The 26,140-nt window shown below is 66.1% G+C and carries 23 protein-coding genes; 21 read left to right on the forward strand and 2 right to left on the reverse strand.

Annotated features, from left to right (window positions below):
• Positions 1-3 precede the first annotated feature (3 nt).
• On the forward strand, positions 4-1,470 hold the full coding sequence (locus ACT3S6_RS07300) for a sensor histidine kinase (RefSeq protein WP_444554391.1): 1,467 nt from the start codon (positions 4-6) through the stop codon (positions 1,468-1,470).
• A gap of 77 nt (positions 1,471-1,547) precedes the next feature.
• Here the strand turns inward: ACT3S6_RS07300 and ACT3S6_RS07305 are convergent, their stop codons facing one another.
• A complete protein-coding gene (locus ACT3S6_RS07305; protein ID WP_444554392.1) occupies positions 1,548-3,326 on the reverse strand; it encodes a LysM peptidoglycan-binding domain-containing protein in 1,779 nt (592 codons plus the stop codon).
• Between the two features lie 226 nt (positions 3,327-3,552).
• Here ACT3S6_RS07305 and ACT3S6_RS07310 point away from each other — a divergent pair, with 226 nt between their 5' ends.
• Positions 3,553-3,885, forward strand: coding sequence for an Rv2175c family DNA-binding protein (locus tag ACT3S6_RS07310; protein WP_444554427.1), 333 nt, complete (start codon positions 3,553-3,555; stop codon positions 3,883-3,885).
• Positions 3,886-3,915: 30 nt separating this feature from the next.
• Here ACT3S6_RS07310 and ACT3S6_RS07315 read toward each other — a convergent pair whose 3' ends face one another.
• Complete coding sequence (locus ACT3S6_RS07315) at positions 3,916-5,022, reverse strand: polyprenyl synthetase family protein (RefSeq protein ID WP_444554393.1); 1,107 nt, start codon at positions 5,020-5,022, stop codon at positions 3,916-3,918.
• A gap of 73 nt (positions 5,023-5,095) precedes the next feature.
• Here ACT3S6_RS07315 and dinB point away from each other — a divergent pair, with 73 nt between their 5' ends.
• The 19 genes from dinB to ACT3S6_RS07410 all read left to right on the forward strand — a co-directional run bounded on the left by dinB (position 5,096) and on the right by ACT3S6_RS07410 (position 26,044).
• On the forward strand, positions 5,096-6,295 hold the full coding sequence (dinB, locus tag ACT3S6_RS07320; protein ID WP_444554394.1) for a DNA polymerase IV: 1,200 nt from the start codon (positions 5,096-5,098) through the stop codon (positions 6,293-6,295).
• Between the two features lie 172 nt (positions 6,296-6,467).
• The gene (locus tag ACT3S6_RS07325; RefSeq protein ID WP_444554395.1) at positions 6,468-6,833 is read left to right on the forward strand and encodes a DUF3040 domain-containing protein; all 366 of its coding nucleotides are present in this window, start codon (positions 6,468-6,470) and stop codon (positions 6,831-6,833) included.
• Between the two features lie 480 nt (positions 6,834-7,313).
• Entirely contained in the window at positions 7,314-7,745 is a 432-nt protein-coding gene (gene mraZ / locus ACT3S6_RS07330) for a division/cell wall cluster transcriptional repressor MraZ (protein ID WP_444554396.1), read from the forward strand.
• A gap of 169 nt (positions 7,746-7,914) precedes the next feature.
• The gene (gene rsmH, locus ACT3S6_RS07335) at positions 7,915-8,907 is read left to right on the forward strand and encodes a 16S rRNA (cytosine(1402)-N(4))-methyltransferase RsmH (RefSeq protein WP_444554397.1); all 993 of its coding nucleotides are present in this window, start codon (positions 7,915-7,917) and stop codon (positions 8,905-8,907) included.
• Between the two features lie 2 nt (positions 8,908-8,909).
• On the forward strand, positions 8,910-9,611 hold the full coding sequence (locus ACT3S6_RS07340; RefSeq protein ID WP_444554398.1) for a hypothetical protein: 702 nt from the start codon (positions 8,910-8,912) through the stop codon (positions 9,609-9,611).
• 63 nt (positions 9,612-9,674) lie between these two features.
• Positions 9,675-11,495: a peptidoglycan D,D-transpeptidase FtsI family protein gene (locus ACT3S6_RS07345; RefSeq protein WP_444554399.1), complete on the forward strand. Its 1,821-nt coding sequence runs from the start codon at positions 9,675-9,677 to the stop codon at positions 11,493-11,495.
• Complete coding sequence (locus ACT3S6_RS07350) at positions 11,489-13,147, forward strand: UDP-N-acetylmuramoyl-L-alanyl-D-glutamate--2,6-diaminopimelate ligase (protein WP_444554400.1); 1,659 nt, start codon at positions 11,489-11,491, stop codon at positions 13,145-13,147. The genes ACT3S6_RS07345 and ACT3S6_RS07350 overlap by 7 nt, the downstream gene beginning before the upstream one ends.
• A 12-nt stretch (positions 13,148-13,159) precedes the next feature.
• Positions 13,160-14,638 carry a UDP-N-acetylmuramoyl-tripeptide--D-alanyl-D-alanine ligase gene (locus ACT3S6_RS07355; protein ID WP_444554401.1) on the forward strand — a complete coding sequence of 493 codons (1,479 nt, stop codon included), beginning with the start codon at positions 13,160-13,162 and terminating at the stop codon, positions 14,636-14,638.
• Positions 14,635-15,741 carry a phospho-N-acetylmuramoyl-pentapeptide-transferase gene (mraY, locus tag ACT3S6_RS07360; RefSeq protein ID WP_444554402.1) on the forward strand — a complete coding sequence of 369 codons (1,107 nt, stop codon included), beginning with the start codon at positions 14,635-14,637 and terminating at the stop codon, positions 15,739-15,741. The genes ACT3S6_RS07355 and mraY overlap by 4 nt, the downstream gene beginning before the upstream one ends.
• Positions 15,723-17,264, forward strand: a complete 1,542-nt coding sequence (gene murD, locus ACT3S6_RS07365) for a UDP-N-acetylmuramoyl-L-alanine--D-glutamate ligase (RefSeq protein WP_444554403.1) — start codon at positions 15,723-15,725, stop codon at positions 17,262-17,264. Before mraY ends, murD begins: the two co-directional genes overlap by 19 nt.
• A gap of 9 nt (positions 17,265-17,273) precedes the next feature.
• A complete protein-coding gene (gene ftsW / locus ACT3S6_RS07370) occupies positions 17,274-18,806 on the forward strand; it encodes a putative lipid II flippase FtsW (RefSeq protein ID WP_444554404.1) in 1,533 nt (510 codons plus the stop codon).
• Entirely contained in the window at positions 18,803-19,951 is a 1,149-nt protein-coding gene (murG, locus tag ACT3S6_RS07375; RefSeq protein ID WP_444554405.1) for an undecaprenyldiphospho-muramoylpentapeptide beta-N-acetylglucosaminyltransferase, read from the forward strand. Before ftsW ends, murG begins: the two co-directional genes overlap by 4 nt.
• A 4-nt stretch (positions 19,952-19,955) precedes the next feature.
• Positions 19,956-21,353, forward strand: coding sequence for a UDP-N-acetylmuramate--L-alanine ligase (murC, locus tag ACT3S6_RS07380; RefSeq protein ID WP_444554406.1), 1,398 nt, complete (start codon positions 19,956-19,958; stop codon positions 21,351-21,353).
• Positions 21,350-22,093, forward strand: coding sequence for an FtsQ-type POTRA domain-containing protein (locus ACT3S6_RS07385; protein WP_444554407.1), 744 nt, complete (start codon positions 21,350-21,352; stop codon positions 22,091-22,093). The genes murC and ACT3S6_RS07385 overlap by 4 nt, the downstream gene beginning before the upstream one ends.
• Positions 22,094-22,290: 197 nt before the next feature.
• Positions 22,291-23,517 carry a cell division protein FtsZ gene (ftsZ, locus tag ACT3S6_RS07390; protein ID WP_444554408.1) on the forward strand — a complete coding sequence of 409 codons (1,227 nt, stop codon included), beginning with the start codon at positions 22,291-22,293 and terminating at the stop codon, positions 23,515-23,517.
• 82 nt (positions 23,518-23,599) lie between these two features.
• On the forward strand, positions 23,600-24,373 hold the full coding sequence (locus tag ACT3S6_RS07395; RefSeq protein ID WP_444554409.1) for a polyphenol oxidase family protein: 774 nt from the start codon (positions 23,600-23,602) through the stop codon (positions 24,371-24,373).
• Entirely contained in the window at positions 24,370-25,152 is a 783-nt protein-coding gene (locus ACT3S6_RS07400; protein ID WP_444554410.1) for a YggS family pyridoxal phosphate-dependent enzyme, read from the forward strand. Before ACT3S6_RS07395 ends, ACT3S6_RS07400 begins: the two co-directional genes overlap by 4 nt.
• A gap of 67 nt (positions 25,153-25,219) precedes the next feature.
• Positions 25,220-25,738, forward strand: coding sequence for a cell division protein SepF (locus ACT3S6_RS07405; RefSeq protein WP_444554411.1), 519 nt, complete (start codon positions 25,220-25,222; stop codon positions 25,736-25,738).
• Positions 25,739-25,753: 15 nt separating this feature from the next.
• The gene (locus ACT3S6_RS07410) at positions 25,754-26,044 is read left to right on the forward strand and encodes a YggT family protein (RefSeq protein WP_444554412.1); all 291 of its coding nucleotides are present in this window, start codon (positions 25,754-25,756) and stop codon (positions 26,042-26,044) included.
• Positions 26,045-26,140 lie beyond the last annotated feature (96 nt).

Genomic DNA, 26,140 nt, shown 5'->3' on the forward strand with positions numbered 1-26,140 from the left:
CTCTTGGCGACCTTCACCGATCCGGTCCGGGACGACGCCGATTTCAGGCCCGGGGACGAGGAATGGCTCCACCTGCTGGTGGGGGATTGGCAGATGGTCGCGGACCTGGCGTTTGCCGATCTGGTCCTCTGGCATCCCTCGGCCGGAGGGACGTATGTGGCTCTGGCCCATGTACGTCCCTCCACCAGCCATACCGTCTTCCATAGCGACTTCGTGGGGGAGCGGATCCGCAAGGACCTGCGCCCCCTGGTCGAGCAGGCCTGGACCAGCGGGGAATCCCAACGCGCAGGGGAGGAGCATTGGACGCAGGAGTCGGCGATGCGCATCGAGGCGTTCCCGATGGTGCGCAACGGCAGGACGCTGGCGATCGTCACCAGCCACCAGGATCTGTCCAACTCCCGGGTGGCCTCGCGGCTGGAACAGACCTATAAGCAATGCGCCACCGATCTGCTACGCATGGGCATGCAGGGCCTGTGGCCGGACTTCGCGACACCCACCGGCTCCCGACGCGGGGCTCCCCGCGTCGGTGACGGGCTGATTCGGTTGGATGCCGAGGGAATCGTGCAATATGCCAGCCCCAACGGGGTCTCGGCCTATCGCCGTCTCGGGGGGGTCGACTCCCTGGAGAGCCGCTCACTGGCGGAGGTCACCACCGGTCTCCTGAGGGACCGCCGCCTCGTGGACGAGGCCCTCGCATTGGTCGTCACCGGCAAGATGCCCTGGCGCACCGAGGTCGAGTCCAACGGGGTCAGCTTGTCCCTGCGGGCCATCCCGCTACGTGATGGCAAGAAGCGATACGGGGCCCTGGTGCTCTGTCGCGATGTGACGGAGTTGCGCCGCCGCGAGATGGAGCTGGTCTCCAAGGATGCCACCATCCGGGAGATCCACCACCGGGTGAAGAACAACCTGCAGACCGTCGCCGCACTGTTGCGCATGCAGTCCCGCCGCATGGTCAGCGAAGACGGAAAGCAGGGTCTGGAGCAGGCTATGCGCCGGGTGGCCACGATTGCCCTGGTGCACGAGACGCTGTCCCAGGGCCTGAGCCAGAGTGTCGACTTCGATGAATTGATCGACCGCCAGTTCAGGTTGGCCGCCGAAGTGGCCTCACCCGGTCAAGTGGTCCACACCGAACGGTCGGGATCCTTCGGCGGGCTGCCCAGCGAACTGGCGACCCCGCTGTCGCTGGTCATCAACGAGTTGGTTTCCAACGCCGTCGAACACGGCCTGGGCGAGCAGGACGGAACGGTCAGCCTCCACGCGGTGCGACGCACCATCGCCGATGGCACCGAACGGCTGCGCGTGGTCGTCTCCGACGACGGTCGTGGTCTGGGCTCGGAGCCCCGCAAGGACGGACTCGGACTGCAGATCGTTCGCACCCTGGTGACCAGCGAACTGGCGGGGACCATCGAATGGGAGCCGGGAACCCATAGCGGCACGGATGTCATCCTGGACCTGCCGCTGCGCAGCTGAGGGGCGCACCCGTGAACAGGAAAAACGCCGGCCGGTCCCCGAAGGGACCGGCCGGCGTCATGGGGACCCGGGATTGATCAGTTGAACTTCTTCTGGTGGGCCTTGACCGACTTCACGTAGGTCTTGGTATCGCTGTACATGCCATTGCGCTTCACCGAGCCCTGCCCCTGGTAGTAGGAGGCGATGCCGTCTTCGACGTTGCTGCTGGTGCGCTGCAATGAACGGATGATGGCAACCCCCGCCGTGGCGTTGTCGTAGGGGTTCAGCAAGTCCAGCTTCCGGCCGACCAGCTGTGACGCCCAGTCACCCGAGGTCGGGATGACCTGCATGGCACCGATGGCGTTGGCGGGGGAGACCGCTGCCATGTTGAAGCCTGACTCCTGGTACGCGTGGGCCAGGGCCAGGGACGGGTCGACGCCCATCTTGCGTGCCGTGCTGCTGATGATCGACTGCATTTCCGACCGTGAGGGGAGGTTGCGCGAGAGCAGCGTGTACTTATTGTCGTTCGCGGACTTCACCGTGCCGGCCGGGTACTTATAGTGCAGGAAGGTATCCGGCACCAGCTGCTTACGGGTCGACGAGGTCGAGGAGGTCGAGGAGGCCGGGGACCCGCCGGAGAGCTTGAGCTTCTGTCCGGGGTAGATGACCGAGGAGTTGTTCAGGTTGTTGGCCGACAGGAGCTTGGACAAGCCCATCCCCGCCTGGCCGGCGATACCGGAAAGGGTGTCCCCGGACTTGACCGTGTAGGTGCTGCTGGTCTTCTTCTTCGTCGAGCTCGACGAGCTGGAGGAACCCGAGCTGGATTTCGAGGAGGAAGAGGCGGAGCCGGAGAGCTTGAGCTTCTTGCCCGGGTAGATGACCGTGGACATGCTCATGTTGTTGGCCGCCAACAGCTTGGACAGACCCATGCCCGCCTTCTCGGCGATCGCCGAGAGGGTGTCCCCGGATTTGACCGTGTAGGTCGACGCCGATCCGCTGGAGCTCTTCTTGGAGGAGCTCGAGCTGGACTTGGACGAGTTCGAGGAGCCCCCCGAGAGCTTGATCTTCTGGCCCGGGTAGATCATGGAGCTGGACTTCAGTCCGCTGGTCTTCAGCAGGGCCGAAAGGGAGAGGCCCTTGCTGTGGGCGATGCCCGAGAGGGTGTCTCCGGATTTGATCGTGTAGGTCGATGCCGATCCGCTGTAGCTCTTCTTGGAGGAGCTCGAGCTGGACTTGGAGGAGGACCCACCGGAGAGCTTGAGCTTCTTGCCCGGGTAGATGATCGTGGACATGCTCATGTTGTTGGCCGCCAACAGCTTGGACAGGCCCATGTCCGCCTTTTCGGCGATCGCCGAGAGGGTGTCCCCGGATTTGATCGTGTAGGTCGACGCCGATCCGCTGGAGCTCTTCTTGGAGGAGCTCGAGCTGGACTTGGAGGAGGACGATCCACCGGAGAGCTTGAGCTTCTGGCCGGGGAAGATCAGATCGCTGGCCTTGAGCTTATTGGCCTTGAGGAGTTTCGACAGCGGCATATCGTGTCGATGGGCGATGCCCGAGAGGGTATCGCCTGACTTGACGGTCACCTTCTTGGCGGGCGCTGCGGCCACGGTGAGGCGGGTCGGCAGCTGTGAAGCCACCAGATGGGCGGCGATGCGCTGCTGGGCGGCCGCGATGTTCGCGGGAGTCGCGGTCTTCGGGGTGAGAAGTGCTGTGGACGTGGGAGCCTCGACGGCGGCTGCGGGGGCGGCTGCTGCCACACCTGACAGGACGACGGCGGGAATCGTCGCGGCTGCGACGGCTCCGGAAATGGAACGGTTGCGGGCTCCCTGAACGAAGACGTTCGAGGAACGCGCGCCGCTGGTGCGGTGCTCGGGCATGTAGACATCCTCTGATCGCGACGGCCTTGGCCGAAGAGATCACCATCGAGTTGAAGCCAGGCAGGGCTTCGCGATACTCGTGTGACCTATGTTGCAACTGTGACTCATGTGAATTTACACCATGTGATGCGTTCCTAAAAGTCTTAAGTGGCTCGTCACCTGAGCATTGCGACGGGGAGAGCACGGATTGTGGCATTCTTGTGTGGTGAGTTCTCTTAATAATCTCGTGACCGAATGGTTGTCTTTGCCTGACCTAGCCGAGGCGTTGGACGTCTCGATCAAGGACGTGCACCGTCTGTTGGACGAACGCTCGATCGTTGAATTGCGGGTGGGCGCACGCAAGGTGCGCTCCGTTCCGGCGGAATTCGTTCTGGAGGGGCGGATCATCGATAGCCTCAAGGGCACCATCACGGTGCTGGGCGACGCCGGATTCACGGACGAGGAGCTGATCAGCTGGCTCTTCACCCCCGATGAATCGCTGCCCGGTACGCCGATCCAGGCCCTGCGTGAGGGGCGGAAGACGGAGATCAGGCGCCGGGCCCAGGCCCTCGGCTGGTAGCAGCGGCGCCCGGGCGGGCGGCGGTGGTGCTCAGGCCGTGCGCTCGGTGACGGCCTTTCCCAGCGCGCGCAACTGTTCGCGGATCTGATCGGTGACGGATAAGACGTCGAGCGCATCGAAGGCCTGCGCCGAGAGTGCGGCGATGCTCCCCTCGGTCGCTGCCAGCGCCCCGCAATCGGTGAGGACCGTCATCATGCGATTGATTTCCGCCGCTGTGAGGTCATCGGCCCCCAGACGGTTCTGGATGAAGTCGCGGTCTTCCTCAGAGGCCAGCAGCAGCCCGTGGGCGATCATTTCGGTGCGTTTGCCCTCGCGGAGATCATCGCCGGCAGGTTTCCCGGTGATCTCGGCGTTTCCGAACACGCCCAACACGTCGTCGCGGAGTTGGAAGGCCTCGCCGATCGGCAAGGCGAAGGCGGAGTAGCCGGCCAGCAGGTGGTCGTCGGCCCCGGCCAGGGCGCCCCCGAGGAGCAGGGGGTTCTCGGTGGAGTACTTGGCTGATTTATATCTCAGGATCGTCCGGGCCCGTTCAAGGACGTCGCTATCGGATGACGAAGGCCCCGCCGACTCCTCCAGGACGTCGAGATACTGCCCGGCCATGACCTGGGTGCGCATGCCGTCAAAAATCCTCCGCGCCGGCGAACCGGCGTCCGTGGCGGTCGCGAAGAGCTGTTCACTGAACGACAGGCAGAGATCGCCGGCCAGGAGGGCTGCTGCTTCCCCGAAACGTGCTCCGTCCCGGGCCCAGCCGAGCCGGGAATGGGTGGATTCAAAGGATTTGTGCACGCTGGGTCGGCCGCGTCGGGTCGCGGACCGGTCGATGACATCATCGTGGATCAAGGCCGCCGCCTGGAACAGTTCCAGGGCCGCGGCCGCCCTGATGATCGCCTCGTCGGCGGGATCCCCACCGGCCCCGGCATAACCCCACCAGGCGAATCGCGGCCGAAGCCTCTTGCCGCCCTGGATGAGGGTTTCGACCGAATCGACGAGATCGACGGCGGTGGGCGAGATTCCGGTCACGATATCCCGCTGTTCCGACAGGAACGTCGCCAGCATGGAGTCGAGGCGCTTGATGAATTCGGTGTCCTCGGCGCGGGGGGGCCGGGGGAAGGGCCCGGGGGCTTCAGTGGGATTCATGACGTCCGTTGTGTGGGGTGGGCTGGGAACGGTCCCATTCTATCTGTCGGAGCAGTTACGTAGAATTGGTGACATGGTCGAAGCCCCCACGCCGCGCACGGTCTTCCATGTGGACATGGATGCCTTCTATGTCTCCGTCGAGCTCCTGACGCGGCCGGAATTGAAGGGGCGCCAGGTCATCGTGGGAAACCCCGGGGGGCGTTCGGTGGTGCTTTCCGCATCCTATGAGTGCCGTCGCCTGGGCGTCCGGTCCGCGATGCCGATGGGCACGGCGATGCGGATGGCACCGAAGGCCACGGTCATCGAGCCGAACATGGCTTCCTATCGCCTCATTTCTGAACGCATCATGTCGGTCTTCGCCGAGATCACCCCCCTGGTGGAACAAGTGAGCGTGGACGAGGCCTTCCTCGACGTCACGGGCAGCTTGCGTCGACTGGGTGAACCACTGGAGATCGGGCGCATGATCCGGGCCAGGTTCCGCGCTGAACTGGGCCTTCCGGCCAGCGTGGGGATCGCCAGGAACAAATACGTGGCGAAGGTGGCCTCGACCCGTTCCAAGCCCGACGGATTGCTCCGCATCGCTCCCGAGGACACGGTCGCCTACCTGCACACCCTTCCCGTCGAAGCCCTGTGGGGCGTGGGGGCCAAGACAAAGGAGGTGTTGGCCCGGGCCGGGATCTCGATGGTGAGCGAACTGGCCCAGACCCCGCTGGCCACGCTGGAACGGCTGCTTGGTTCCAATGGCCTCCACCTCCATGCCCTCGCCTGGGGCAGGGACGACCGTGCGGTGGAACCGGTCAGGGTGGAGAAGAGCATCGGTGCCGAGGAAACCTTCGCCGTCGACGTCCATGAAGAGGCGCCGCTGAAGCGGGAACTGCTGCGCCTGGCGTACCGCGTGGCCCAAAGACTCCGCGAGGCGGAGCGCCAGGGCCAGACAGTGGCCCTGAAACTCAGGTACTCGGACTTCACCACCATGTCTCGGAGCCGTCGACTGGTGCAGCCCACGAATTCCGCGCAGGTACTGCTGGCGGCTGCGGAAGGACTGCTGGCCGGGATCGGAGAACGACCGCAAGGGGTTCGTCTCATCGGCATCCGGGTGGAACAACTTTCCGATGCCGACGGCGGCATCCAATTGAGCTTCGAACGGAGCGACGGAAACTGGCGTCAGGCCGAGGAAACCATGGATCGCATCCGGCAGAGGTTCCCCGCCGGATCGCTGCAGCCGGCGACCCTGATGCGCCCACCGGAGAACCCACCCGAGGAGGAAACATAACTCGACTTCCCGGTGGTGGAAATGCAGACTATCCTTGACGGACCACAGGTAGCGAAAAAGTAATTGGACGTACTTGCGGCAGCGGGAACAATGCAGTTGCGGGAACCGTTGACTTATATATAGGGGTTCTCCGGACGGAGACCGACGGACACGAGGGATTGGGGAAGGGATCATGCCACTTTCCGAACACGAGCAGCACTTGCTCGAGCAGCTGGAAAAGCAACTGCACGAGGATCACAAGTTTGCCTCCTCGATGAAGTCAAACGCCGCACCCGGCGGCTATTCCACGCGGAACATCGCCATCGGCGCCATCATCGGAGTCGTGGGCATCATCGCTCTGTTGCTGGGTGTCTCCAGCCAATGGATCCCGGTCGGTGTCCTGGGCTTCGCGCTGATGTGCATCGGGGTCTATGTCGCTTTTTCGAAGAATGCCTTCGGCAAGGTCGGCAAGGGCAGAACCAGGTCAGGACCGCAGAAGAGCTCATTCATGGCGGATCTTGAATCCAAATGGGAAGCCCGTCATCGGGACGAGCACTAACGATCACTAACTAGTCGTCGGGCCTGGCCACCAGGCCCGAAGAAGGACCCTAGCCACCGCAGGGCGCAGGCCATCACGGCCGGCGCTCTTTTTTTGTGCCCTCAGGGCGCCACGACCTCGTGGTGAACGCCACACCCCCGCGGGCCCATCCCCTCCGGTGGCCCTCCGCGCCGTCCTCCACTTCCCGCCACCGGGTTCCTCCACTTTGCCCCACCAGGATCCCGGCGAGGGCGCACAGCCCGTGATTGCGCATCTTTTCGGACTTTTTCCCGTCCGGCGCGCTCTTGTATACCAAATTCCCTCCACTCCTCACCACGGGCCTGCTTCCCTCTGATTGCAAGGAAAAGAATTTGCCCTATTGGTGGTAAAACTACCGTCTGTCGTTGACAGTGGGGCTTTGTGGAGTAAAGTGGGGGACTGTAGAGGTGATGGGGGATGACGGGGTGAACGTAGCTCCTTGATGACGGGAAGGCGGTGCGTATGTTCCTCGGGACGTACACGCCGCGTCTTGACGAAAAGGGGCGCATCATCCTTCCTGCCAAATACCGCGATGAACTGGCGAACGGGCTGGTTCTGACCCGGGGGCAGGAACGCTGCGTCTACGTCTTCAGCCAGCGGGAATTCGAGAACGTGCATGAGCAGATGCGTCAGGCACCGTTGTCCTCGCGGCAGGCGCGGGATTACATCCGCGTTTTCCTCTCCGGCGCCTCTGACGAGATGCCGGATAAGCAGGGCAGGGTCACCATCCCGGGGGCACTGCGCGCCTACGCCGGACTGGACCGTGAGGTCACCGTCATCGGTGCGGGGTCCCGGGCCGAGATCTGGGATACCCAGGCTTGGAACGAATACCTCGAAGAACAGGAGAGCACGTTCTCCGAGACAGATGAAGAAGTACTGCCGGGCATTTTCTAGCAACCGCTGGAAGCGCTCGGTGGGGTTGGACCAGATCTCCAGCCGCCCGTCAGCATCATCCTGGCTCCACTTCCCCGGAGCCAGGCCGATGAGGATCGGAGCGGAGGGGGATCTGGCCCAATCCCTACACCACGATTGCAAGCTGTGACACGCTGAAAGGGGACAGGGCATGACCGACGACATCACACCCCGTCCCACATCCGAGCGGCACGTACCGGTGCTGCTCGAACGTTGTGTAGGGCTGTTGGCGCCGTCGATCCAGGCAGGGATCGACCAGCGCGAACGGGCCGTCGTCGTTGATTGCACGCTCGGCATGGGCGGGCACTCCGAGGCGCTGTTGCGTCGTTTCGACCAGCTTCACCTGATCGGGCTGGATCGCGACGAGCAGGCACTGGCCTTGGCGGGGGAGCGGTTGGCGCCGTTCTCCCACCGGACCGATCTGGTCCACGCGGTCTACGACGAAATCGATGATGTGGTCGAGGACCTGGGCTTCGACGGCGTCGATGGCGTGTTGTTCGACCTGGGGGTTTCCTCGCTGCAGCTCGATGAGCGCGAACGCGGCTTCGCCTATTCCTTCGATGCCCCACTGGACATGCGCATGGACACCTCGACCGGACCGACGGCCGCCGATGTGGTCAACGACTATTCCGAATCGGATCTCGTCCGCCTGATCCGCACCTGGGGTGAGGAGAAGTTCGCCGGTCGGATCGCGTCGGCCATCGTCCGGGACCGGGGGATGCGCCCCTTCGAAACCACCGGCCAGTTGGTGGAGAGCATCCGCAGCGTCGTGCCGGCCGGGGCCGCCCGCACCGGGGGACACCCCGCCAAAAGGACCTTCCAGGCCCTGCGTATCGAGGTCAACGAAGAACTCGATGTGCTGGACCGGGCGCTACCGGCCTCGATGGACGTGCTGAACATCGGGGGCCGGGTGGTGGTGATGAGCTACCACTCGCTCGAGGACAAGCTGGCCAAGAAGCACTTCGCCGCGGCCTCCAAGTCCTCGGCCCCCCTCGGGTTCCCGGTCGAGCTGGAGGAGCACAAGGCCCGCTTCCGGAGTCTGACCAAGGGAACCGAGAAGCCGAATGACATCGAAATCGACGAAAACCCCCGCGCGGCATCAGCCAAGCTCCGCGCGGTGGAACGAATCCTGAAGAGGAGCTGAACATGAGCACCGCAACCCAGACGCGTGCAGTTCACGCACGGCAGAGCACCGCAGGCAGCACCGTCGGTGCCAACGCCCGCGCACTGGCTCCGACGCCCCTTCCTCGTTCCGAACCCAAGCCGCGCACACCGCTGTCCCTGGTCCCGGCCACGAAACGCAGCCGACGCGCCGGATTCGCCGTGTTCTGCTTCGCTTTGTTGCTGGCGGCGCTGGTCGGGGTCCTGGTCATCAACGTCAATGTGGCCAACTCCCAGTACGACATCGTGAGCCTCCGCGGCCAGGAACAGGCCCTCAGCCAGCAGAACGAAGCGCTGACACAGGAGCTCCAAAACCTTCAAGCTCCCCAGAATGTGGCAGTCAAGGCGGCAGAATTGGGTATGGTCACCCCGGGAACGGTGGCTTCGATCAATCTGGACACCCAGAAGATCGCCGGAAAGGCCACGGCCGCGGAAAAGGGAAAGCTTCCTTCCGCCCATGTACCGACACCGGCGGTCCCTGAAGACCAGGCCAAGAAACAGACGGTGGCGGACACGAAGTCCGAAGCCGCGGAGCAGCAAAGCAACATCGCCCCCGAGGGCAAGGCAGTCACCGACGGCGCCTCGGAGGCCGAGAGCAAGACACAAAAGAAGACCGACGAAGCTTCGAGCGAGGACCTGAACGGCGGAACCATCCCGGCTCCGGCGCAGCAGGGTTCCGGACAGTAGGGCAGCGAGTCCTGTTCGGTACGGACCTCGAGAAGAACCGATCAGCAACCCAAGGAATGAACTATGGCCAGGCCGCCCGCCAGGAAATCAAAGCACACCGAGCCGCGCCGTCTGCGGACGGGCCTGGCCCTTGCCATGGTCATGCTGGTCCTGCTCGGCGGACGGCTCTTCCTGGTGCAGGGGCTCGATCCGTCGGCTGCTGCGGAGGCGGCCACCGGCCAGCGGATCCGCGAAACGGACCAGCAGCCGGTGCGTGGCAAGATCCTGGACTCATCCGGGAAGATCCTGGCTGCCAGCTTTGAACGCTACGACCTGGTGGTCGACCAGCGCCAGGTTAAGGACTCGTTCAAGCGCAAGGACGGTGACGGCGGCCGGGACGTCGTGCAGACCGAAGACGCCGTCAAGGAACTCGCGGCCACCCTGGACATCGATCAGGACACGCTGAAGACCTCCATCATCGGCGATGAGGGGGCCAAGAAGAAGGGCTACTCCGTCGTGGCCAAAGGGGTGACCCCCGAAACCCGCAACAAGGTCCTGAAGATCGGGCTGCCATGGATCACCAGCCAGGAACGCTTCGAACGTGAATACCCCAACGGCACCGTCGCCGGCTCGGTATTGGGTTTTCTGCGGTCCAGCGAGGACGGGACCTCCCAGACCGGGGCCGAGGGCTTGGAATTGAGCCAGAACAAAGCATTGGCCGGTGAAGCGGGGACCAAGACCTTCGAGATCGCCGCCGATGGGGTCAGGATTCCGATGGCGACGCTCAAGGAAAAGCCGGCGGTCGATGGCCAGGACCTCAAACTCACGATCAACAGCGATATCCAGTGGGCCGCCCAGGAAGCGGTGATGGCCAAGCAGAAGCAGTTCAACGCCGAATGGGTCAACGCGGTGGTCGTCGAGGTGGACACCGGCAAGATCCGGGCCCTGGCGGATTCGACGACGGTGGATCCGGCGGACCCGGGAGCCACGGACGCCAAGTTCCGTCGTTCAACCACGGTGTCGCAGGCCTACGAACCCGGCTCGACCGGCAAGGCCGCCACTTTCGCGGCCGCCTTGGAGGAAGGCGTGGTGAAGCCCAAGGACCACTTCACCGTCCCGAACGAATACACCATCGGCAAGGAAACCATCCACGACTCGATGAAGCACGAGACCCTGGACATGACCACGGCGGGGATCTTCGCGCGCTCCTACAACACCGGCACCACGATGGTCGGCAGCAAGCTCAGCAACGAACAACGCTACGAATGGATGAAGAAGTTCGGCATCGGCCAGGGCTTCGACATCGGGGTTCCGGTCAACAAGGGCATCTTCGTTCCCCCGGAGCGCTGGGACCGCCGCCAGCAGTACACGACCATGTTCGGCCAGGGCTACAGCCTGACCTCCCTGCACACGGCCCGCATCTTCCAGGCGATCGCCAACCAGGGGGTCCAGATCGAGCCCTCGCTCATCGAGTCCTACACGGATCCGGACGGGACCGAACACGAGCGCAAGGAGGTCAAGAGCAAGCGGGTCATCTCCAAGAAGACCTCCAAGGAAATGCGGCGGATGATGGAGACCGTGGTGACCGACGGCACGGGGTATGACATGGACATCGATGGATACCGCGTCGGGGGCAAGACCGGAACCGGTCAGGCCGCCGGTCCGACGGGCAAACTCGACGGCTACACCAGCTCCTTCGCCGGGATGGCGCCGATCGACGACCCGAAGTACCTGGTCGTCGTGACGATGCAGCGGCCCAAGGGCAATTGGGAGAGCTTCAGTGTGGGCGACACGTTCACCTCGATCATGTCCCAGACCCTCAACAGCTACAACGTCCCACCCACCACCGATAAGCCCGATCCCTATAAGGTCTTCGTCGGAAAGAAGCAGAAATACGCATGGTGAACACAGTGCCCCCCACCCCCCAGGACGCCGAACGTGCGTTCCGTCCCGACCAGGCTCCTCGTCTGACCCTGAACGAGCTGGCCGGTCGCCTGGCCGAGCACGGCATCACGCCTCGGCTCCGGGGTGACGGCGGCACGGTGGTCCAGGGGGTATGCCTCGATTCACGAGCCGTGCTGGCCGGGGACCTCTACGCAGCGGTTCCCGGGGCACGAAGCCATGGTGCCGACTACTGCACCGCAGCCGCCAATTCCGGAGCCGGGGCGATCCTCGCCGACGAAAGCGGTGAAGAACGGGCGGCGGCCACCGGCCTACCGGTGCTGGTGGTGGACTCCGTGCGGGCCTCCGTGGGACCCGTGGCCGCCATCCTGTACGGATCGGTGGTGCCCGGGCTCGGCCTGATCGGTGTCACCGGAACCAACGGCAAGACCACGACGACGTACTTCATCACCTCGCTGTTGCGGGCGCTGGGCCAGCGGACCGGGCTGATCGGGACCATTGAGATCCTCGCCGACGGAACACGGATCCCCAGCGTGCTGACCACACCGGAAGCCCCGCAACTGCATGCGTTGTTGGCCCGGATGCGGGCGGCCGGGGTGGACACGGTCGCGATGGAGGTCTCCTCCCATTCCATCGACTATGAACGAGTCGGAGGCATGGCCTTCGGGGTCGCGGGCTTCACCAACCTCACCCAGGACCACCTGGACCTGCATGGCAGCATGGAGGCCTATTTCGAGGCCAAGTCCCGGCTCTTCGCCGCCGAGCGGAGTGCCCGTGCGGTCATCACGGTGGACGATGCCTGGGGTCGTCGCATGGCGCGCTCCAGCACCGCCGAGGTGTCCACCCTGCGGACCGTTCCCCGTGATGGGGCAGGAGCCGACGAGCAGCTGCCCGGTCGGGCGTGGAGCGTCCAGGGCATCGCCCAGCACGGTCTCGGTCATGAATTCGAAATTCACGGTCCCGACGGGGAACGGTTGCGCGCCCACACGGGCCTGCCCGGGCTCTTCAATGTCTCCAACGCCGCCCTGGCCCTGCTGATGGTCCATGTCGCAGGCATCGCCCTGGAAGACCTCCAACGGGTCCTGGACGCCTCCGACCCCCTGACCGTCGCGGTGCCGGGCCGGATGCAGGTCATCTGTGATTCCCCGGCAGCCGTCGTCGATTTCGCCCATAATTCAGACGCGCTCGAACGGGCCATCGAAGGCGTGCGGGGACAACATCCGGACTCACGGGTCATCGTCGTCTTCGGGGCCACGGGGGACCGGGACGCCACCAAACGCCCCACCATGGGGGCCGTCGCAGCCCGACACGCCGATGTCGTGATCATCACGGATGATGATCCCCACAACGAGGAAGCCGGAGGGATCCGCCGGGATGTCCTGACCGGGGCGTTGGAGGCCATCGAAGCCGAGGGACTGGGGAGCCAGGCCGCCGAGATCTTCCCGCGGGCGGACGCGATCGTGGCCGCAGTGGCGATGGCGCGGGCCGGGGACACCATCCTGGTGGCAGGGCGCGGGCATGAGGTCTGGCAGGAAGTCAACGGCGTGAACGTGGCCCTGGACGACCGGGTGGAACTGCGTCAGGCATTGCTCGCCGCAGGGCATAGCCCGCGCCCCGCCGAGGACGGTTCCACCGACTCGGCGGCCAACGGGTAAAGTCAAAGAGCCATGATTGAACTGAACACAGCCGACATTGCGTCCATTACCGGTGGGCGCATCACGGCCACCGCCGATCCCGGAACCACCGTCAGCGGTGTCGCCACCGACTCACGGGAGTGCGCCACCGGGACCCTTTTCGTCGCCAAACCCGGCGAGGTATCGGACGGCCACCACTTCATCGACCGGGCCTTCGCCGCAGGCGCCATCCTGGCCCTGGCCGAGCACGAGACACTGGATACGGCAGGGGCCGTGCACCCGGCGGTCATCGTCGACGATGCGGTCATCGCCATGGGCGCGCTGGCGGCCCATCTCGTGGAGCGGCTGCGGGCCGGCGGGACCCGGGTCATCGGCATCACCGGTTCCGCCGGGAAGACCACCACCAAGGACCTGCTCGCATCGATCCTGCAGACCTCGGGGCCCACGGTGGCTCCCATCGGTTCCTACAACGGCGAAGTCGGCGTCCCTCTGACCGTCTTCAATGCCACGGCCGAGACCCGGTACCTGGTCATCGAAATGGGTGCCACCGGCATCGGCCACATCACCTACCTGACCGACATGGTCCACCCGGACACCGGCGTCGTGCTGTGTGTGGGCACCGCCCACGCCGGCGAATTCGGCGGAGTGGAGAACATCGCCCGGGCCAAGGGCGAATTGGTCGAGGCACTGCCTGGCAACGGCACCGCCATCCTGAACCTCGACGACCCGCGGGTCGCCGCCATGGCGACACGCACCGACGCCGAGATCCTCGGATTCGCCATGGACGACGGCGGGAACCGGGCCCCGGTCATGGCCACCGACATCGTGGTCGCCGAGGGCGGCTACCCCGAATTCACGCTCGACCTGCCCGACGGTGGAAGCCACCGGATCCGTAGCGGACTCATCGGACGGCACCACGTCTCAAACCTGCTGGCCGCCGCGGCCGCCGCGTACAGCGTGGGCATCGACGGCTCCACGATCGCCGCGACCCTGCAGGACCGGGGGCCGGCGAGCCGGTGGCGCATGGAACGCACCGACCGTGCCGACGGCGTGAGCATCGTCAACGACGCCTACAACGCGAATCCCGAATCGATGCGTGCCGCACTGCGGACGCTGGCCGAACTCGGTCTGCCCTCGGAGGCGGGAGTCGCCCGCCGCACCTGGGCAGTCCTGGGCGAGATGCTCGAACTCGGCCCCGAATCAATCCACGAACACGACCTGGTCGGCCGCCTCGCGGTCCGGCTCAACATCAAGAAGCTGGTGGTGGTCGGCCAAGGAGCCAAGGCCGCCTTCAACTCGGCAGTGCTCGAAGGCAGTTGGGGAGACGAGGCGTACTACGTCGAGACCCCGGACGACGCCGAGGCATTGTTGGCTGACCAGCTGGAACCCGGAGACATCGTCTTGTTCAAGTCCTCCAACTCCGCAGGTCTACGCCACCTGGGCGACAGGGTGGCTTCCACTACCTGCTCGAACGGTGCCACCAGCGCGCTCGAAACGGAGGATCCCCGGTGATCTCCCTCATCATGGGCGCAGCCATCGCCCTGGTCCTGTCCTTTGCCGGAACCCCGGTCTTCATCAAGGTCCTGACCAAGCGCAGCTATGGCCAGTTCGTCCGGGACGACGGTCCGACCTCGCACCACACCAAGCGCGGGACGCCGACCATGGGCGGTGCCGTCATCGTCGCGGCCGTCTTCGTCGCCTATTTCGGTACGCACGGGATCCTGGGCCTGCTCGCCGACCATGCCCCCGGCCCCTCGGCCAGTGGGTTGGTGTTGCTGTTCCTGATGGCCGGCATGGGCTTCGTCGGGTTCCTCGACGACTACATCAAGATCTCCAAGCAGCGCAGCCTCGGGCTCCGGGCCTGGCAGAAACTGCTGTTGCAGGCGATCGTGGGGATCGCCTTCGCGATCCTCGCACTGAAGTTCCCCAACGGCAAGGGTCTGACCCCGGCCTCCACCCATTTGTCCTTCACGCGCGACACCGCCCTGGATCTGGCGTTCTTCGGCCCGCTGATCGGGGCCATCCTCTTCATCATCTGGGCGAATGTGATCGTCACCGCGGCCACCAACGGCGTGAACCTCACCGACGGCCTGGACGGGCTGGCGACCGGGGCGTCGATCATGGTCTTCAGTGCGTACACCCTGATGGGCATCTGGCAGTTCAACCAGGCCTGTGGATCCTCCCGCTCGATCGGGTCGGTGTGTTACGAAGTCCGCGACCCGATGGATCTGGCCCTGCTCGCGGCGATCCTCTCCGGGGCCCTGATCGGGTTCCTGTGGTGGAACACCTCCCCGGCACAGATCTTCATGGGGGACACCGGCTCACTGGCCATCGGTGGTGCCGTGGCGGCCTTCGCGCTGCTCTCACGCACCGAGGTCCTGCTGATCATCCTCGCCGGACTGTTCGTGATCATCTCCTTGTCGGTGATCATCCAGGTCGGCTTCTTCAAACTCTCCGGCGGCAGACGAATCTTCCTGATGGCTCCGCTGCAGCATCACTTCGAACTCAAGGGGTGGGCCGAAGTCACCGTCGTCGTGCGCTTCTGGATCATCTGCGGACTGTGCGTCGCCGTTGCCTTGGGTCTCTTCTACGGCGAATGGGTTTTGGGACTGTGAACGTGCGTTTGGACGATCTGACCAGCTGGGACGCCGACTGGAGCGGCCTGCGGGTCGTGGTGGCCGGGCTGGGCGTCACCGGCTTCTCCGCCGCCGATACCCTGATCGAGCTCGGGGCCGCCGTCGTCGTCGTCGATACCGGCGCCGGGGAGGAAAGCGCCCAGCGGGCCGACACCTTGAAGATCGTCGGTGCCCGGGACGTCCTGCTGGGCCCGGAACACACCCAGGGACTGCCCACCATCGACGGCCGGGTCGCCGATCTGGTCATCGCCTCACCGGGCTGGCCACCGCATCACCCGCTGCTGAGGGCTGCCGCCGAAGCCTCGGTGCCGATCTGGGGCGACGTCGAACTCGCCTGGCGGGTGAACCACCGTGAAGGGCGCAAGACCGCCGAATGGCTGGTCATCACCGGGACGAACGGGAAAACCACCACCGTGGGGATGACCGAGGCCATGCTGCGGGCGGGCGGGCTGCGGGCCGTCGCCGCCGGCAACGTCGGCACGCCCATCCTCGATGCGGTCCGCGACCCCGAGGGGTATGACGTGATCGCCGTCGAGCTCTCCAGTTTCCAACTGCACTACACCCACACCCTCTCGCCGCTGGCCTCGGTGGTGTTGAACATCGCCCAGGACCATGTGGACTGGCATGGCTCCTTCGAGCAGTACCAGGCGGATAAAGCCAGGATCTACGAACGCACCCGGGTGGCCGCGGTGTACAACGTGGAGGCACCGATCACCGAGAAAATGGTCGAAGACGCCGATGTCGTCGAGGGATGCCGGGCCATCGGCTTCACCACCTCGGTCCCCGCGCGCAGCATGCTGGGGGTCGTCGACGATCTGTTGGTGGACCGCGCCTACATCGCCGAGCGCGGTGATTCGGCCGCCGAACTGGCCTCGTTGGAGGACTTCGGGGGAGTGGCACCGCGGCATATGGTCGCCAATGCGCTGGCTGCCGCGGCGCTGGTCCGCGCCTACGGGGTCGAACCGGAAGCCGTCCGCCGGGGACTGCACGCCTATGAAGGCGGGGACCACCGCATCCAGGCCGTCGCCCGTCGGGACGACATCCTGTGGATCAACGATTCCAAGGCCACCAACCCGCATGCCGCCGCCGCATCGCTGGGCTCCTTCGGCTCGGTCGTCTGGATCGCCGGAGGGCTGTCCAAGGGAGTGGACTACTCCGAACTGGTGACGCGCTTCGCCGACAAACTCCGAGCCGTGGTGCTCATCGGAACCGACACCTCCGCGCTGCAGGAGGCATTGCGGCGACACGCGCCCACGGTGCAGGTGATCGAGGCGCCGGTAGGCGAAACTGGTACACAGACAGCAGATGGTTCGGATCGGCAGGAACGCGAAACGTCGGTCATGGAAGCGGCTGTTCAAGCCGCGGCGCGGATCGCCGAGGCCGGGGACACGGTGCTCATGGCGCCGGCGGCGGCATCCATGGACCAGTTCACGTCCTACGCCCACCGCGGCAACGCCTTCATCGAAGCGGTCGGCCGGCTCATGGAGGACGAAGAAAACTAAGGAGTATGCGTGGAACCCCCCACATCACGCCCCACCGGTGGATCGGGCCGCAAGCCCCGGATCCGCAGGACGGGCCTCCACGGGGGCAACGCAGGCTCAGCGGGACATCCGCCGGCGTCCGGTCCATCCGGCACCGCCGATACCGGGGCGCAGGAGTCGGCCCCGGCCACCAACGCCCACCCCGGCAGCCCGAAGAAGGCCTCCTCCCCGCGGAAGAAGGGCCTCCAGGCCCCCGACCGGTCGCGGGCCCTCATCACCCGGACCCCCGGACGCGAGAACACGGCGGCCACGCGGGGCAGGACCCGGGAGAAATCCACCCAAACGCCGGTCGCCCGCTTCTGGAACTGGGTTGAAGGCGACCCGCATAAGGACGGACGGACCGGGTACTACCTGATCCTGGGCAGCACGTTGGCCCTGACCGTGATCGGCCTGATGATGGTCCTGTCCTCCTCCTCCGTGGAAGCGATCAGCAGCAACCCCGATGCCTCCTCCTACGACCAGGTCATCAAACAGGGCGTCTGGGCCGTCGTGGGGGTCGCGATGATGCTCATCATCTCGCGGTTCTCGCTGCCGACGTTCAAGAAGCTGGCGTGGCCGGCCCTGTTCATCAGCGCCTTCCTGCTCCTGCTGGTCCTGACACCGCTGGGGCTGGAGATCTACGGGAACAAGAACTGGATCAAGATCGGTTCGCTCACCTTCCAACCCTCCGAAGCGGCGAAGCTGGCCCTGGCGGTCTGGGCGGCCTCCGTACTGAGCAAGAAGTCCAAGCTCATCGACCAGACGTCCCACGCCTTGATCCCGGTCCTCTTCCCCGGGGGCGTCCTGCTCCTGGGACTGGTGATGGTCGGCCGGGACCTGGGCACCGCACTGGTCATCGGTCTGGTCCTGGTGGCCACGTTGTTCCTGGGCGGGGTCCGGCTGAAGCTGTTCGCCGCGGCCGGGGTGCTCGGGGCCATCGCGGCCGTGGTCATGGTGATGGTCTCCGGCAACCGCATGACCCGCATCTATGCCTGGCTGGGGCTGAACTGCGATACCCAGCCCGGCGCCTGCTACCAATCCACCCAGGGCATCTATGCGCTGGCCTCAGGCGGCTGGTGGGGTGTGGGCCTGGGCCAATCACGGCAGAAGTGGAACTACATCCCCGAGGCCTCCAACGACTTCATCTTCACCATCCTCGGTGAGGAGCTCGGACTGTTGGGCACCCTGGTCGTCGTCGTGCTCTTCGCGATCCTCGCCATTGCGATGTACCGGGTCGCGGCCCGCCACCAGGACGGGTTCGTGCGCATCGCCACCGGCGGCATCATGGCCTGGCTGATCGGCCAGGCATTCCTGAACATCGGCATGGTCACCGGGTTGCTCCCGGTGATCGGCGTCCCGCTGCCCTTCATCTCCTCGGGTGGTTCGGCCCTGCTGCTCTCGCTCATGGCCGTCGGCGTCGTGTTGTGCTTCGCCCGTTCCCGCCCCGACGCCAGCTCTGAACTGCCCACCGAAGCCACGACCCCGGGCGGGACCCCACGCAAAGTCAGGAAGGCCAACCCATGAACCATGTCCCCTCGGTGGTGATGGCCGGCGGAGGAACCGCCGGCCATGTCTCACCCCTGCTCGCCATTGCCGATGCCCTGCGGGAGGCCGAACCCCGGCCCGCGATCCGCCTGGTCGGAACCCCCTCGGGGATGGAAACCCGGCTGGTGCCGGCGGCCGGCTACGAGTTGGAGACCATCGCCCGGGTGCCGATGCCACGCCGTCCCTCGCTGGACCTGCTGAAGCTGCCGTTCCGTTTCGTGGCGGCAGTGCGGGGGGCCCAGAACATCCTGCGCCGGGCCGAGGCCGACGTGGTCGTCGGGGTCGGCGGCTACGTCTGCACTCCGGTTTATCTGGCGGCCCGTCGGCTGCACATCCCGGTGGTCGTGCATGAGGCCAACGCCAAGGCAGGCCTGGCCAACCGGGTCGGCGCGCGCTTCGCCGCCGCCGTGGGCACCGCGTTCGAGGGCACCGGCCTGCCCGGAGCCGAACTGGTCGGCATGCCCATGAGCCGCCGGATCGCCGGATTGGACCGCGCCGCGGCCCGGGTCGAAGCCCGCAGCGCCCTGGGCCTGGACCCACAGCTGCCGACCCTGGTGGTCACCGGCGGATCCTCCGGCGCCCTGTCGGTGAACCAGGCCCTCATCGGTGGTCTCCGCCGCCTGGCCGGGGACGCCGGCGCCGAACACCCGGGATTCCAGGTCCTGCACGTCACCGGCAGCGGCAAGGCCATGGTGGACGAGGACGGGGAGCCGCTGTCGCTGCCCGGCTACCACCAGGTCGAATACGTGGACGGGATGGAACAGGCCTACGCCGCCGCGGACCTGATCATTGCCCGGGCCGGAGCCGGCACGGTCTGCGAGCTGGCCGCCGTCGGACTGCCCTCGATCCTGGTCCCGCTGCCGATCGGCAACGGCGAACAGGCACAAAATGCCAGCGACCTGAAGGCCACGGGGGGCGCCATCGTGAAACCCGATGACGAGTTCACCGCCGACTACGTCGCCCGGGTCGTCCCCGGGTTGCTGGCCGACCCCGGACGCCTGGACACCATGTCCGCGGCGGCCCGGGCGCTGGGGCGCCGCGACGCCGCCGAACAGATGGCCCGCCGGGTGCTCGACGCGGCCGCCGGGCAGCGGGGCGTCCGCGCCCCGAAGAGAGGACACTAGAGGCATGCAACAACGTCATACGCTGGCCGAGCTCGGCCGGGTCCATCTCATGGGGATCGGCGGGGTCGGGGTCTCCGCCGTCGCCCGGCTGATGCTGGCCCAGGGGGTCGCCGTCACCGGCAGCGACGCCAAGGACCTTCCGGTCCTGGACGAACTCCGCGCCCTGGGGGCGGTGATCCACGTCGGATACTCCGCCGCGGAGCTGCCGGAGGCCGATACCGTCGTCGCCTCCTCGGTCATCAAGGCGGGGAATCCCGAATATGATGCCGCCATCGACCGCGGGATGCGCATCCTGCACCGCTCCGAGGGGCTGGCGGCCACGATGGATTCCCACCATGTCGTCGCCGTCTGCGGCACCCACGGCAAGACGACGGCCACCTCGCTCATCGCCGTGATGCTGCGCCAGGCAGGAGCCTCACCGTCCTTCGCCATCGGCGCCAACATCGCGGGGTTGGGGGTCAACGCCGAACATGGCTCGGGGCGGATCTTCGTGGCCGAAGCCGACGAATCCGACGCCTCGTTCCTGAACTACCGTCCCGATACCATCGTGGTGACCAATATCGAGGCCGACCACCTGGACCACTACGGCACCGAAGCCGCGGTGCATGAGAGCTTCCACCAGTTCGCCTCTTTGTTGCCCGACGGCGGATTGGTGATCGCCTGCGCCGACGACCCCGGGGCCCTGGCCCTGGCACGGCGCCTCCGCGCGGAACGTCCTCTGGTGCGGGTGCAGACCTACGGTTTCTCCGACTCCGCGGACCGTCGGCTGAGCAACTCCCGGCCCGAGGAGGGACGCTTCGCCTGCGATCTGGACTGGGGCAGTGGCGGATCCGGGCGGCTCTCGCTCTCCGCCCCCGGGGACCACAACCTGCTCAATGCGGCGGCGGCCTTCGCCGTCGGACTGGACTGCGGGCTGGATCCGGGGACGGCTCTCGACGGCCTGGCGGCCTTCACCGGGGCGGCCCGGCGTTTCGAGCTCCGGGGCCGGGCCCACGGGGTCACCGTCTACGACGACTACGCCCACCACCCGACGGAGGTCCTGGCGGCGCTGCGGGCCGGCCGTGCCGTGGCGGGGGAGCATGGCAAGGTCCATGTCGTCTTCCAACCGCATCTGTTCAGCCGGACCCGCGAATTCTGGGCGGAGTTCGCCGATGCCCTCTCCCTGGCTGATACGGCCCTGGTGCTGGAGATCTACGCAGCCCGTGAACAACCGTTGCCCGGGGTCCATTCATCCCTCGTGGCCGATGCGTTGAACACCGCCGGCGGGTTGGTCGATCGCGGGGACGTGGCGGCCCGGATCTCCGAGGTGGCCCGCAGCGGCGATATCGTGATGACCATCGGCGCCGGGGATGTCACCGAACTCGGACCGGTGATCGTTTCGAGGTTGGAATCGGGCGCATGAGCGGGGGATCCTCCGGCGGCCCCAACGTCGTCACCCTGCCCGAATCGCCCGGCCGGCGTCTGCGTCGACGCATCCTGTGGATCGGCGGGGCCGTCGTCGCGGTGATCGTGGTCCTGATGCTGGTGCTGCTCTATTCGCCCCTGCTGGCCGTGCAGACGATCACGGTGGAGGGCAATAAGCTGGTCCCGACGAAGACGATCACCACGGCGCTGGAACCATTGGAAGGAACTCCATTGCCACGGATCGGTCCGGGGCGGGTCAAGGACCTGCTCGCGGATCAGGAAGCCATCCATGACGTCGTTGTCCAGGCCCATGCCCCCGGGACCCTCGAGGTGCGGATCGTCGAGTTCGCCCCGGTGGCCATCGTGGAGAACGATTCGAAGTCCTACGACCTGGTCGGAGAGGACGGCAGGACGTTGTCCAGCGTCAAGAAACGCAAGGGCGTCAAGCTTCCGCTGATCGACGGGAAGGCCTCGGAGCAGGATCCGGAGGTCTTTTCCTCCTTGACCGGCGTTTTGGCGGCCTTGCCTTCCTCGACGTTGAAAAAGCTTGACCATGCCAGCGCGCAGACCGTCGATTCGGTTGAACTCTCCCTCACGACCGGGCAGAAGGTCCTGTGGGGGAGCGACGAACGCAGCGGTGACAAGGCACGGGTCCTCACGGCCTTCCTGAAGGACAAGAAGCAGGCGGGCGTCAAGACCTTCGACGTCAGCACCCCCGACCACCCTGTCACCCGGTAGGGGTCGGGGCATGCGGCAGGAACCACCCCACGGTAATGGTGCGACACGCCTAGGCGGTCGTTGCATGCCGGGGATGCAAAACATAGCGTCTTAGTAGCAGGTACTTGACATAACTATAACCCTCAACTTGAGGGTTAACGTTGGTCCGGTTGAAGCTTCCTAAGACTCAGCAGCACATCGAACAAGGGAAACAGGACGTGGCAGCTCCACAGAACTACCTCGCCGTCATCAAGGTCGTCGGAATCGGCGGTGGCGGCGTCAACGCCGTGAACCGCATGATCGAGGTCGGCCTTCGCGGCGTCGAATTCATTGCGATCAACACCGACGCGCAGGCGCTCCTCATGAGTGACGCCGACGTGAAGCTCGACGTGGGGCGCGAACTGACCCGTGGCCTCGGCGCGGGCGCCAACCCGGAGGTCGGCCGCCAGGCAGCGGAAGACCATGCCGAGGAAATCGAAGAGGTCATGCGCGGCGCCGACATGGTCTTCGTGACCGCCGGCGAAGGCGGTGGTACCGGCACCGGCGGGGCCCCCGTCGTCGCCCGCATCGCCCGTTCGTTGGGGGCGCTGACCATCGGCGTCGTCACCCGTCCGTTCACCTTCGAGGGCCGTCGCCGTGCAACGTCCGCCGAGGCCGGCATCGACGCCCTTCGCGACGAGGTCGATACCTTGATCGTGATCCCGAACGACCGGCTGCTCTCCATCAGCGATCGGAACGTCTCGGTACTCGATGCCTTCCGTTCCGCCGACCAGGTGCTGCTGTCCGGCGTCCAGGGCATCACCGACCTGATCACGACCCCCGGGTTGATCAACCTCGACTTCGCCGACGTGAAGTCGGTCATGCAGGGGGCGGGTTCCGCCCTCATGGGCATCGGCTCGGCCCGGGGCGAGGACCGTGCGGTCCAGGCCGCCGAGCTGGCCATCGCCTCACCGCTGCTCGAGGCGTCCATCGACGGGGCCCACGGCGTGCTGCTCTCCATCCAGGGCGGTTCGGATCTGGGCCTGTTCGAGATCAACGAAGCGGCCCGCCTGGTCCAGGAGGTCGCCCACCCGGAAGCCAACATCATCTTCGGTGCCGTCATCGACGACGCCCTGGGTGACGAGGCCCGCGTGACCGTCATTGCGGCGGGGTTCGACCAGGTTGATGTCACCAGCGCACCGGCGCAGCCGCGACAGCAGCAGAGCGGACCGGCAGTGCCGCAGCAGGCGCCGCCCACGACGGTCCCGGGCACCATCCCGCTGGCCCCGTCCGAGGGAGCCGCCTCGGCGCAATCGACGCCCGGCTCCTCCGGCCAGTCCGTGGCCTCCGCCCCCGAAGCGGCCCCCGCTGCCTCCCAGGGGTACGACGAGCTGCCCCACGTCGTGGAGCAGGACCTCTCGTCCTCCTCGCATGACGATCTGGATGTCCCCGACTTCCTGAAGTAATCCCCGACAGTGGCCCTGATGGGGTCGACGGCGCGTGGCCCGGTACCATTCCGGGTGGCGCGCCGTTGTCTGATTTGGAGTGGTGGTCTTGCTTCGCTTTGAGTTCCCCGGCCCTTCGCCGGCGCAGGTGGCCTTCACCTCGACCGCCGAGGGCAACCTGGCCTTGCACGTGGGCGACCACGCCCCGGAGGTTCTTCAACGACGTCGGAGGCTGGAGGACCGGCTGGGCCTGGAACCCGGGAGCCTGCGGTTCATGAACCAGACGCATTCGGTCACGGTCCATACCGTGGAACCCCGTCCGGCGGCCCCGAACCAGCAGGTCGACCCGGCCCGGGACGCCGGGGTGGGGGAGAGGTCCGCCGAGGCCGACGCCCTGCTGTCCCCGGACGGCTCGATCCCCCTGGCGGTCATGGTCGCCGATTGCGTACCGGTCGTCTTCGTGGCCGCCCGGGACGATGGCGGACTGGTCACCGCGGTGGCCCACGCCGGGCGCAACGGCCTGCTCGGGGGCATCCTGACCAACACGGTCGAGGCTATCCGCGAGGCCGGGGGCGCCCGGATCCATGCGTGGATCGGTCCTGCGGTATGCGGGGCCTGCTACGAGGTTCCTGCCGACATGGCGTCGGACGCCGCGGCCGTGATGCCCGGAATCGAAGCCAGGACCTCCTGGGGTACTCCTTCACTGGACCTGCCGGGTGCGGCGGCCACCCTGTTGGCAGGTCTGGACGTGGACGTCACCTCCACCGGGGTGTGTACGGTCGAGGACCAGGACTACTACTCCTACCGGCGTGATGCACGCACCGGCCGTCTGGCCGGAATCGTCTGGCCGGCCCAGCTGTCGGAGAGGAACACATGAACACCACCCCCGCCCCGGCCCCGGATGAGGCCCGGCGTCGCGAGGGCCTGGAGCAACGACTCACGGCCGTCCGCGAACGCATCACCACCGCGACCCGTGCCGCCGGACGGGACCAGGAGCCCGAACTGGTGGTCGTGACCAAGTTCTTTCCCGCCTCCGACGTCCGGCTGCTCCACGAGCTCGGGGTGCGCGAGGTCGGTGAGAACCGCGACCAAGAAGCCTCCGCCAAGGCAGTTCAGGTCCAGACGCTGGACCTGAACTGGCATTTCATCGGCCAACTCCAAAGCAACAAGGCCAAATCGGTGGTCCGTTACGCAGCGGCCCTGCATTCGTTGGACCGGGCCTCCCTGGCCCGGGCGTTGGGCAAGGCCATGCACCGCGAAACCGAGCGCCGGGCCGAGGAGGGGCTGGCTCCCCGAGCGGACCTGGCCACTGTGATCCAAGTCGACCTGCGTGCCGCGGACCAGCGCACGGGGGACGACGGCGGGATCGGACGCGGCGGCGCGGAACCCGAAGAGGTCCAGCAGCTGGCCGAGCTCGTCGCCGAAACCGAAGGTCTGGCCCTGGCCGGGGTGATGGCCGTGGCCCCGTTGGGTCAGGACCCGACTCCGGCCTTCGAACGGCTGGCCGGAATCTCCGCCTCCTTGCGGGCCGACCACCCCACCGCGGACTGGATCTCGGCGGGGATGAGCCACGACCTGGAACAGGCCGTGGCCGCCGGGGCGACACACCTCCGTGTCGGCTCCGATGTGCTCGGCCAGCGCCCGCCGGTGCTGTAGCGTCGTTTGCAGCGGAGACTCAAGCGGGAGAAGACCCCTCGCCGCGTACGATCATAAGGAGAAGACCATGGCTGGCGCCTTGCGCAAGACGATGATCTACCTGGGACTCGCCGACGGTGACGAGCACTACGAGGACGAGCAGTCCGAGATGCCCGAACAGCAGCAGCTGCAGCAGCGTCCGGAACCGTCCCGTGTCGAGCCCGAGCGGGCCCCCATGGCAGTCGCCGCTGAACCGGAAACGGAATACCGGGCTCCGGTCACCCCCATCAAGCGCGCGCCTTCATCCAGGGACGAGGATTCTTCATTGCGGCAAATCACGACGGTTCACCCCCGTTCATATAACGACGCCAAGGTCATCGGCGAGAGCTTCCGGGACGGCATCCCGGTCATCATGAACGTCACGGACATGGGTGAAGGCGACGCCAAGCGTCTGGTCGACTTCTCCGCCGGCCTGGTCTTCGGGCTGCATGGCAGCATCGAACGCGTCACCAACAAGGTGTTTCTTCTCTCACCGGCCAGCGTCGAGATCCTGGGTGAGGACAAGAAATCCTCCGAGGACACGGCAACCTTCTTCAACCAGAGCTAGCGGCCGCTTCGTACCGTGGGAATTCTTTTCGGACTGGTCTATGCCGCCTTGACGGTCGTCCAGGTCATGCTCATGCTGAGGATCGTCTACGACATCGTCCAGATGTTCGCCCGGGGCTGGCGTCCCCGCGGCATGGCGCTGATCCTGGCCAGTTTCGTCTACCGCATCACCGATCCGCCCATGCGGTGGCTCCGGTCCAAGATCAAGCCCTTGGATGTGGGCGGGATGCGCCTGGATCTGGCTTTCCTGATCCTTTATTTCGCCATCATCATTGCCAAGGTCGTCGTTCTGCAGATCGGGCGATAGGCTCTTGTCTCCCGACCGAGGTCAAAGGTTAGTCTTCGGTGCGGGAAACGTTATAGTCTTGAAACAGGAAGTATGCCGCGGCAGCCGCTGCAGCTT

Origin of the sequence: Arthrobacter sp. AOP36-C1-22, from assembly GCF_052377515.1 — a bacterium.
In the GTDB taxonomy this organism is placed as follows: domain Bacteria; phylum Actinomycetota; class Actinomycetes; order Actinomycetales; family Micrococcaceae; genus Arthrobacter_H.

Bases quoted from the DNA above. Each gene is read 5' to 3' on its own strand.
- ACT3S6_RS07305 (WP_444554392.1), bottom strand. From the start codon at position 3,326: ATGCCCGAGCACCGCACCAGCGGCGCGCGTTCCTCGAACGTCTTCGTT.
- ACT3S6_RS07315 (WP_444554393.1), bottom strand. From the start codon at position 5,022: ATGAATCCCACTGAAGCCCCCGGGCCCTTCCCCCGGCCCCCCCGCGCC.
- dinB (WP_444554394.1), top strand. From the start codon at position 5,096: ATGGTCGAAGCCCCCACGCCGCGCACGGTCTTCCATGTGGACATGGAT.
- ACT3S6_RS07325 (WP_444554395.1), top strand. From the start codon at position 6,468: ATGCCACTTTCCGAACACGAGCAGCACTTGCTCGAGCAGCTGGAAAAG.
- mraZ (WP_444554396.1), top strand. From the start codon at position 7,314: ATGTTCCTCGGGACGTACACGCCGCGTCTTGACGAAAAGGGGCGCATC.
- rsmH (WP_444554397.1), top strand. From the start codon at position 7,915: ATGACCGACGACATCACACCCCGTCCCACATCCGAGCGGCACGTACCG.
- ACT3S6_RS07340 (WP_444554398.1), top strand. From the start codon at position 8,910: ATGAGCACCGCAACCCAGACGCGTGCAGTTCACGCACGGCAGAGCACC.
- ACT3S6_RS07345 (WP_444554399.1), top strand. From the start codon at position 9,675: ATGGCCAGGCCGCCCGCCAGGAAATCAAAGCACACCGAGCCGCGCCGT.
- ACT3S6_RS07350 (WP_444554400.1), top strand. From the start codon at position 11,489: ATGGTGAACACAGTGCCCCCCACCCCCCAGGACGCCGAACGTGCGTTC.
- ACT3S6_RS07355 (WP_444554401.1), top strand. From the start codon at position 13,160: ATGATTGAACTGAACACAGCCGACATTGCGTCCATTACCGGTGGGCGC.
- murD (WP_444554403.1), top strand. From the start codon at position 15,723: ATGGGTTTTGGGACTGTGAACGTGCGTTTGGACGATCTGACCAGCTGG.
- murG (WP_444554405.1), top strand. From the start codon at position 18,803: ATGAACCATGTCCCCTCGGTGGTGATGGCCGGCGGAGGAACCGCCGGC.
- murC (WP_444554406.1), top strand. From the start codon at position 19,956: ATGCAACAACGTCATACGCTGGCCGAGCTCGGCCGGGTCCATCTCATG.
- ACT3S6_RS07385 (WP_444554407.1), top strand. From the start codon at position 21,350: ATGAGCGGGGGATCCTCCGGCGGCCCCAACGTCGTCACCCTGCCCGAA.
- ACT3S6_RS07400 (WP_444554410.1), top strand. From the start codon at position 24,370: ATGAACACCACCCCCGCCCCGGCCCCGGATGAGGCCCGGCGTCGCGAG.
- ACT3S6_RS07405 (WP_444554411.1), top strand. From the start codon at position 25,220: ATGGCTGGCGCCTTGCGCAAGACGATGATCTACCTGGGACTCGCCGAC.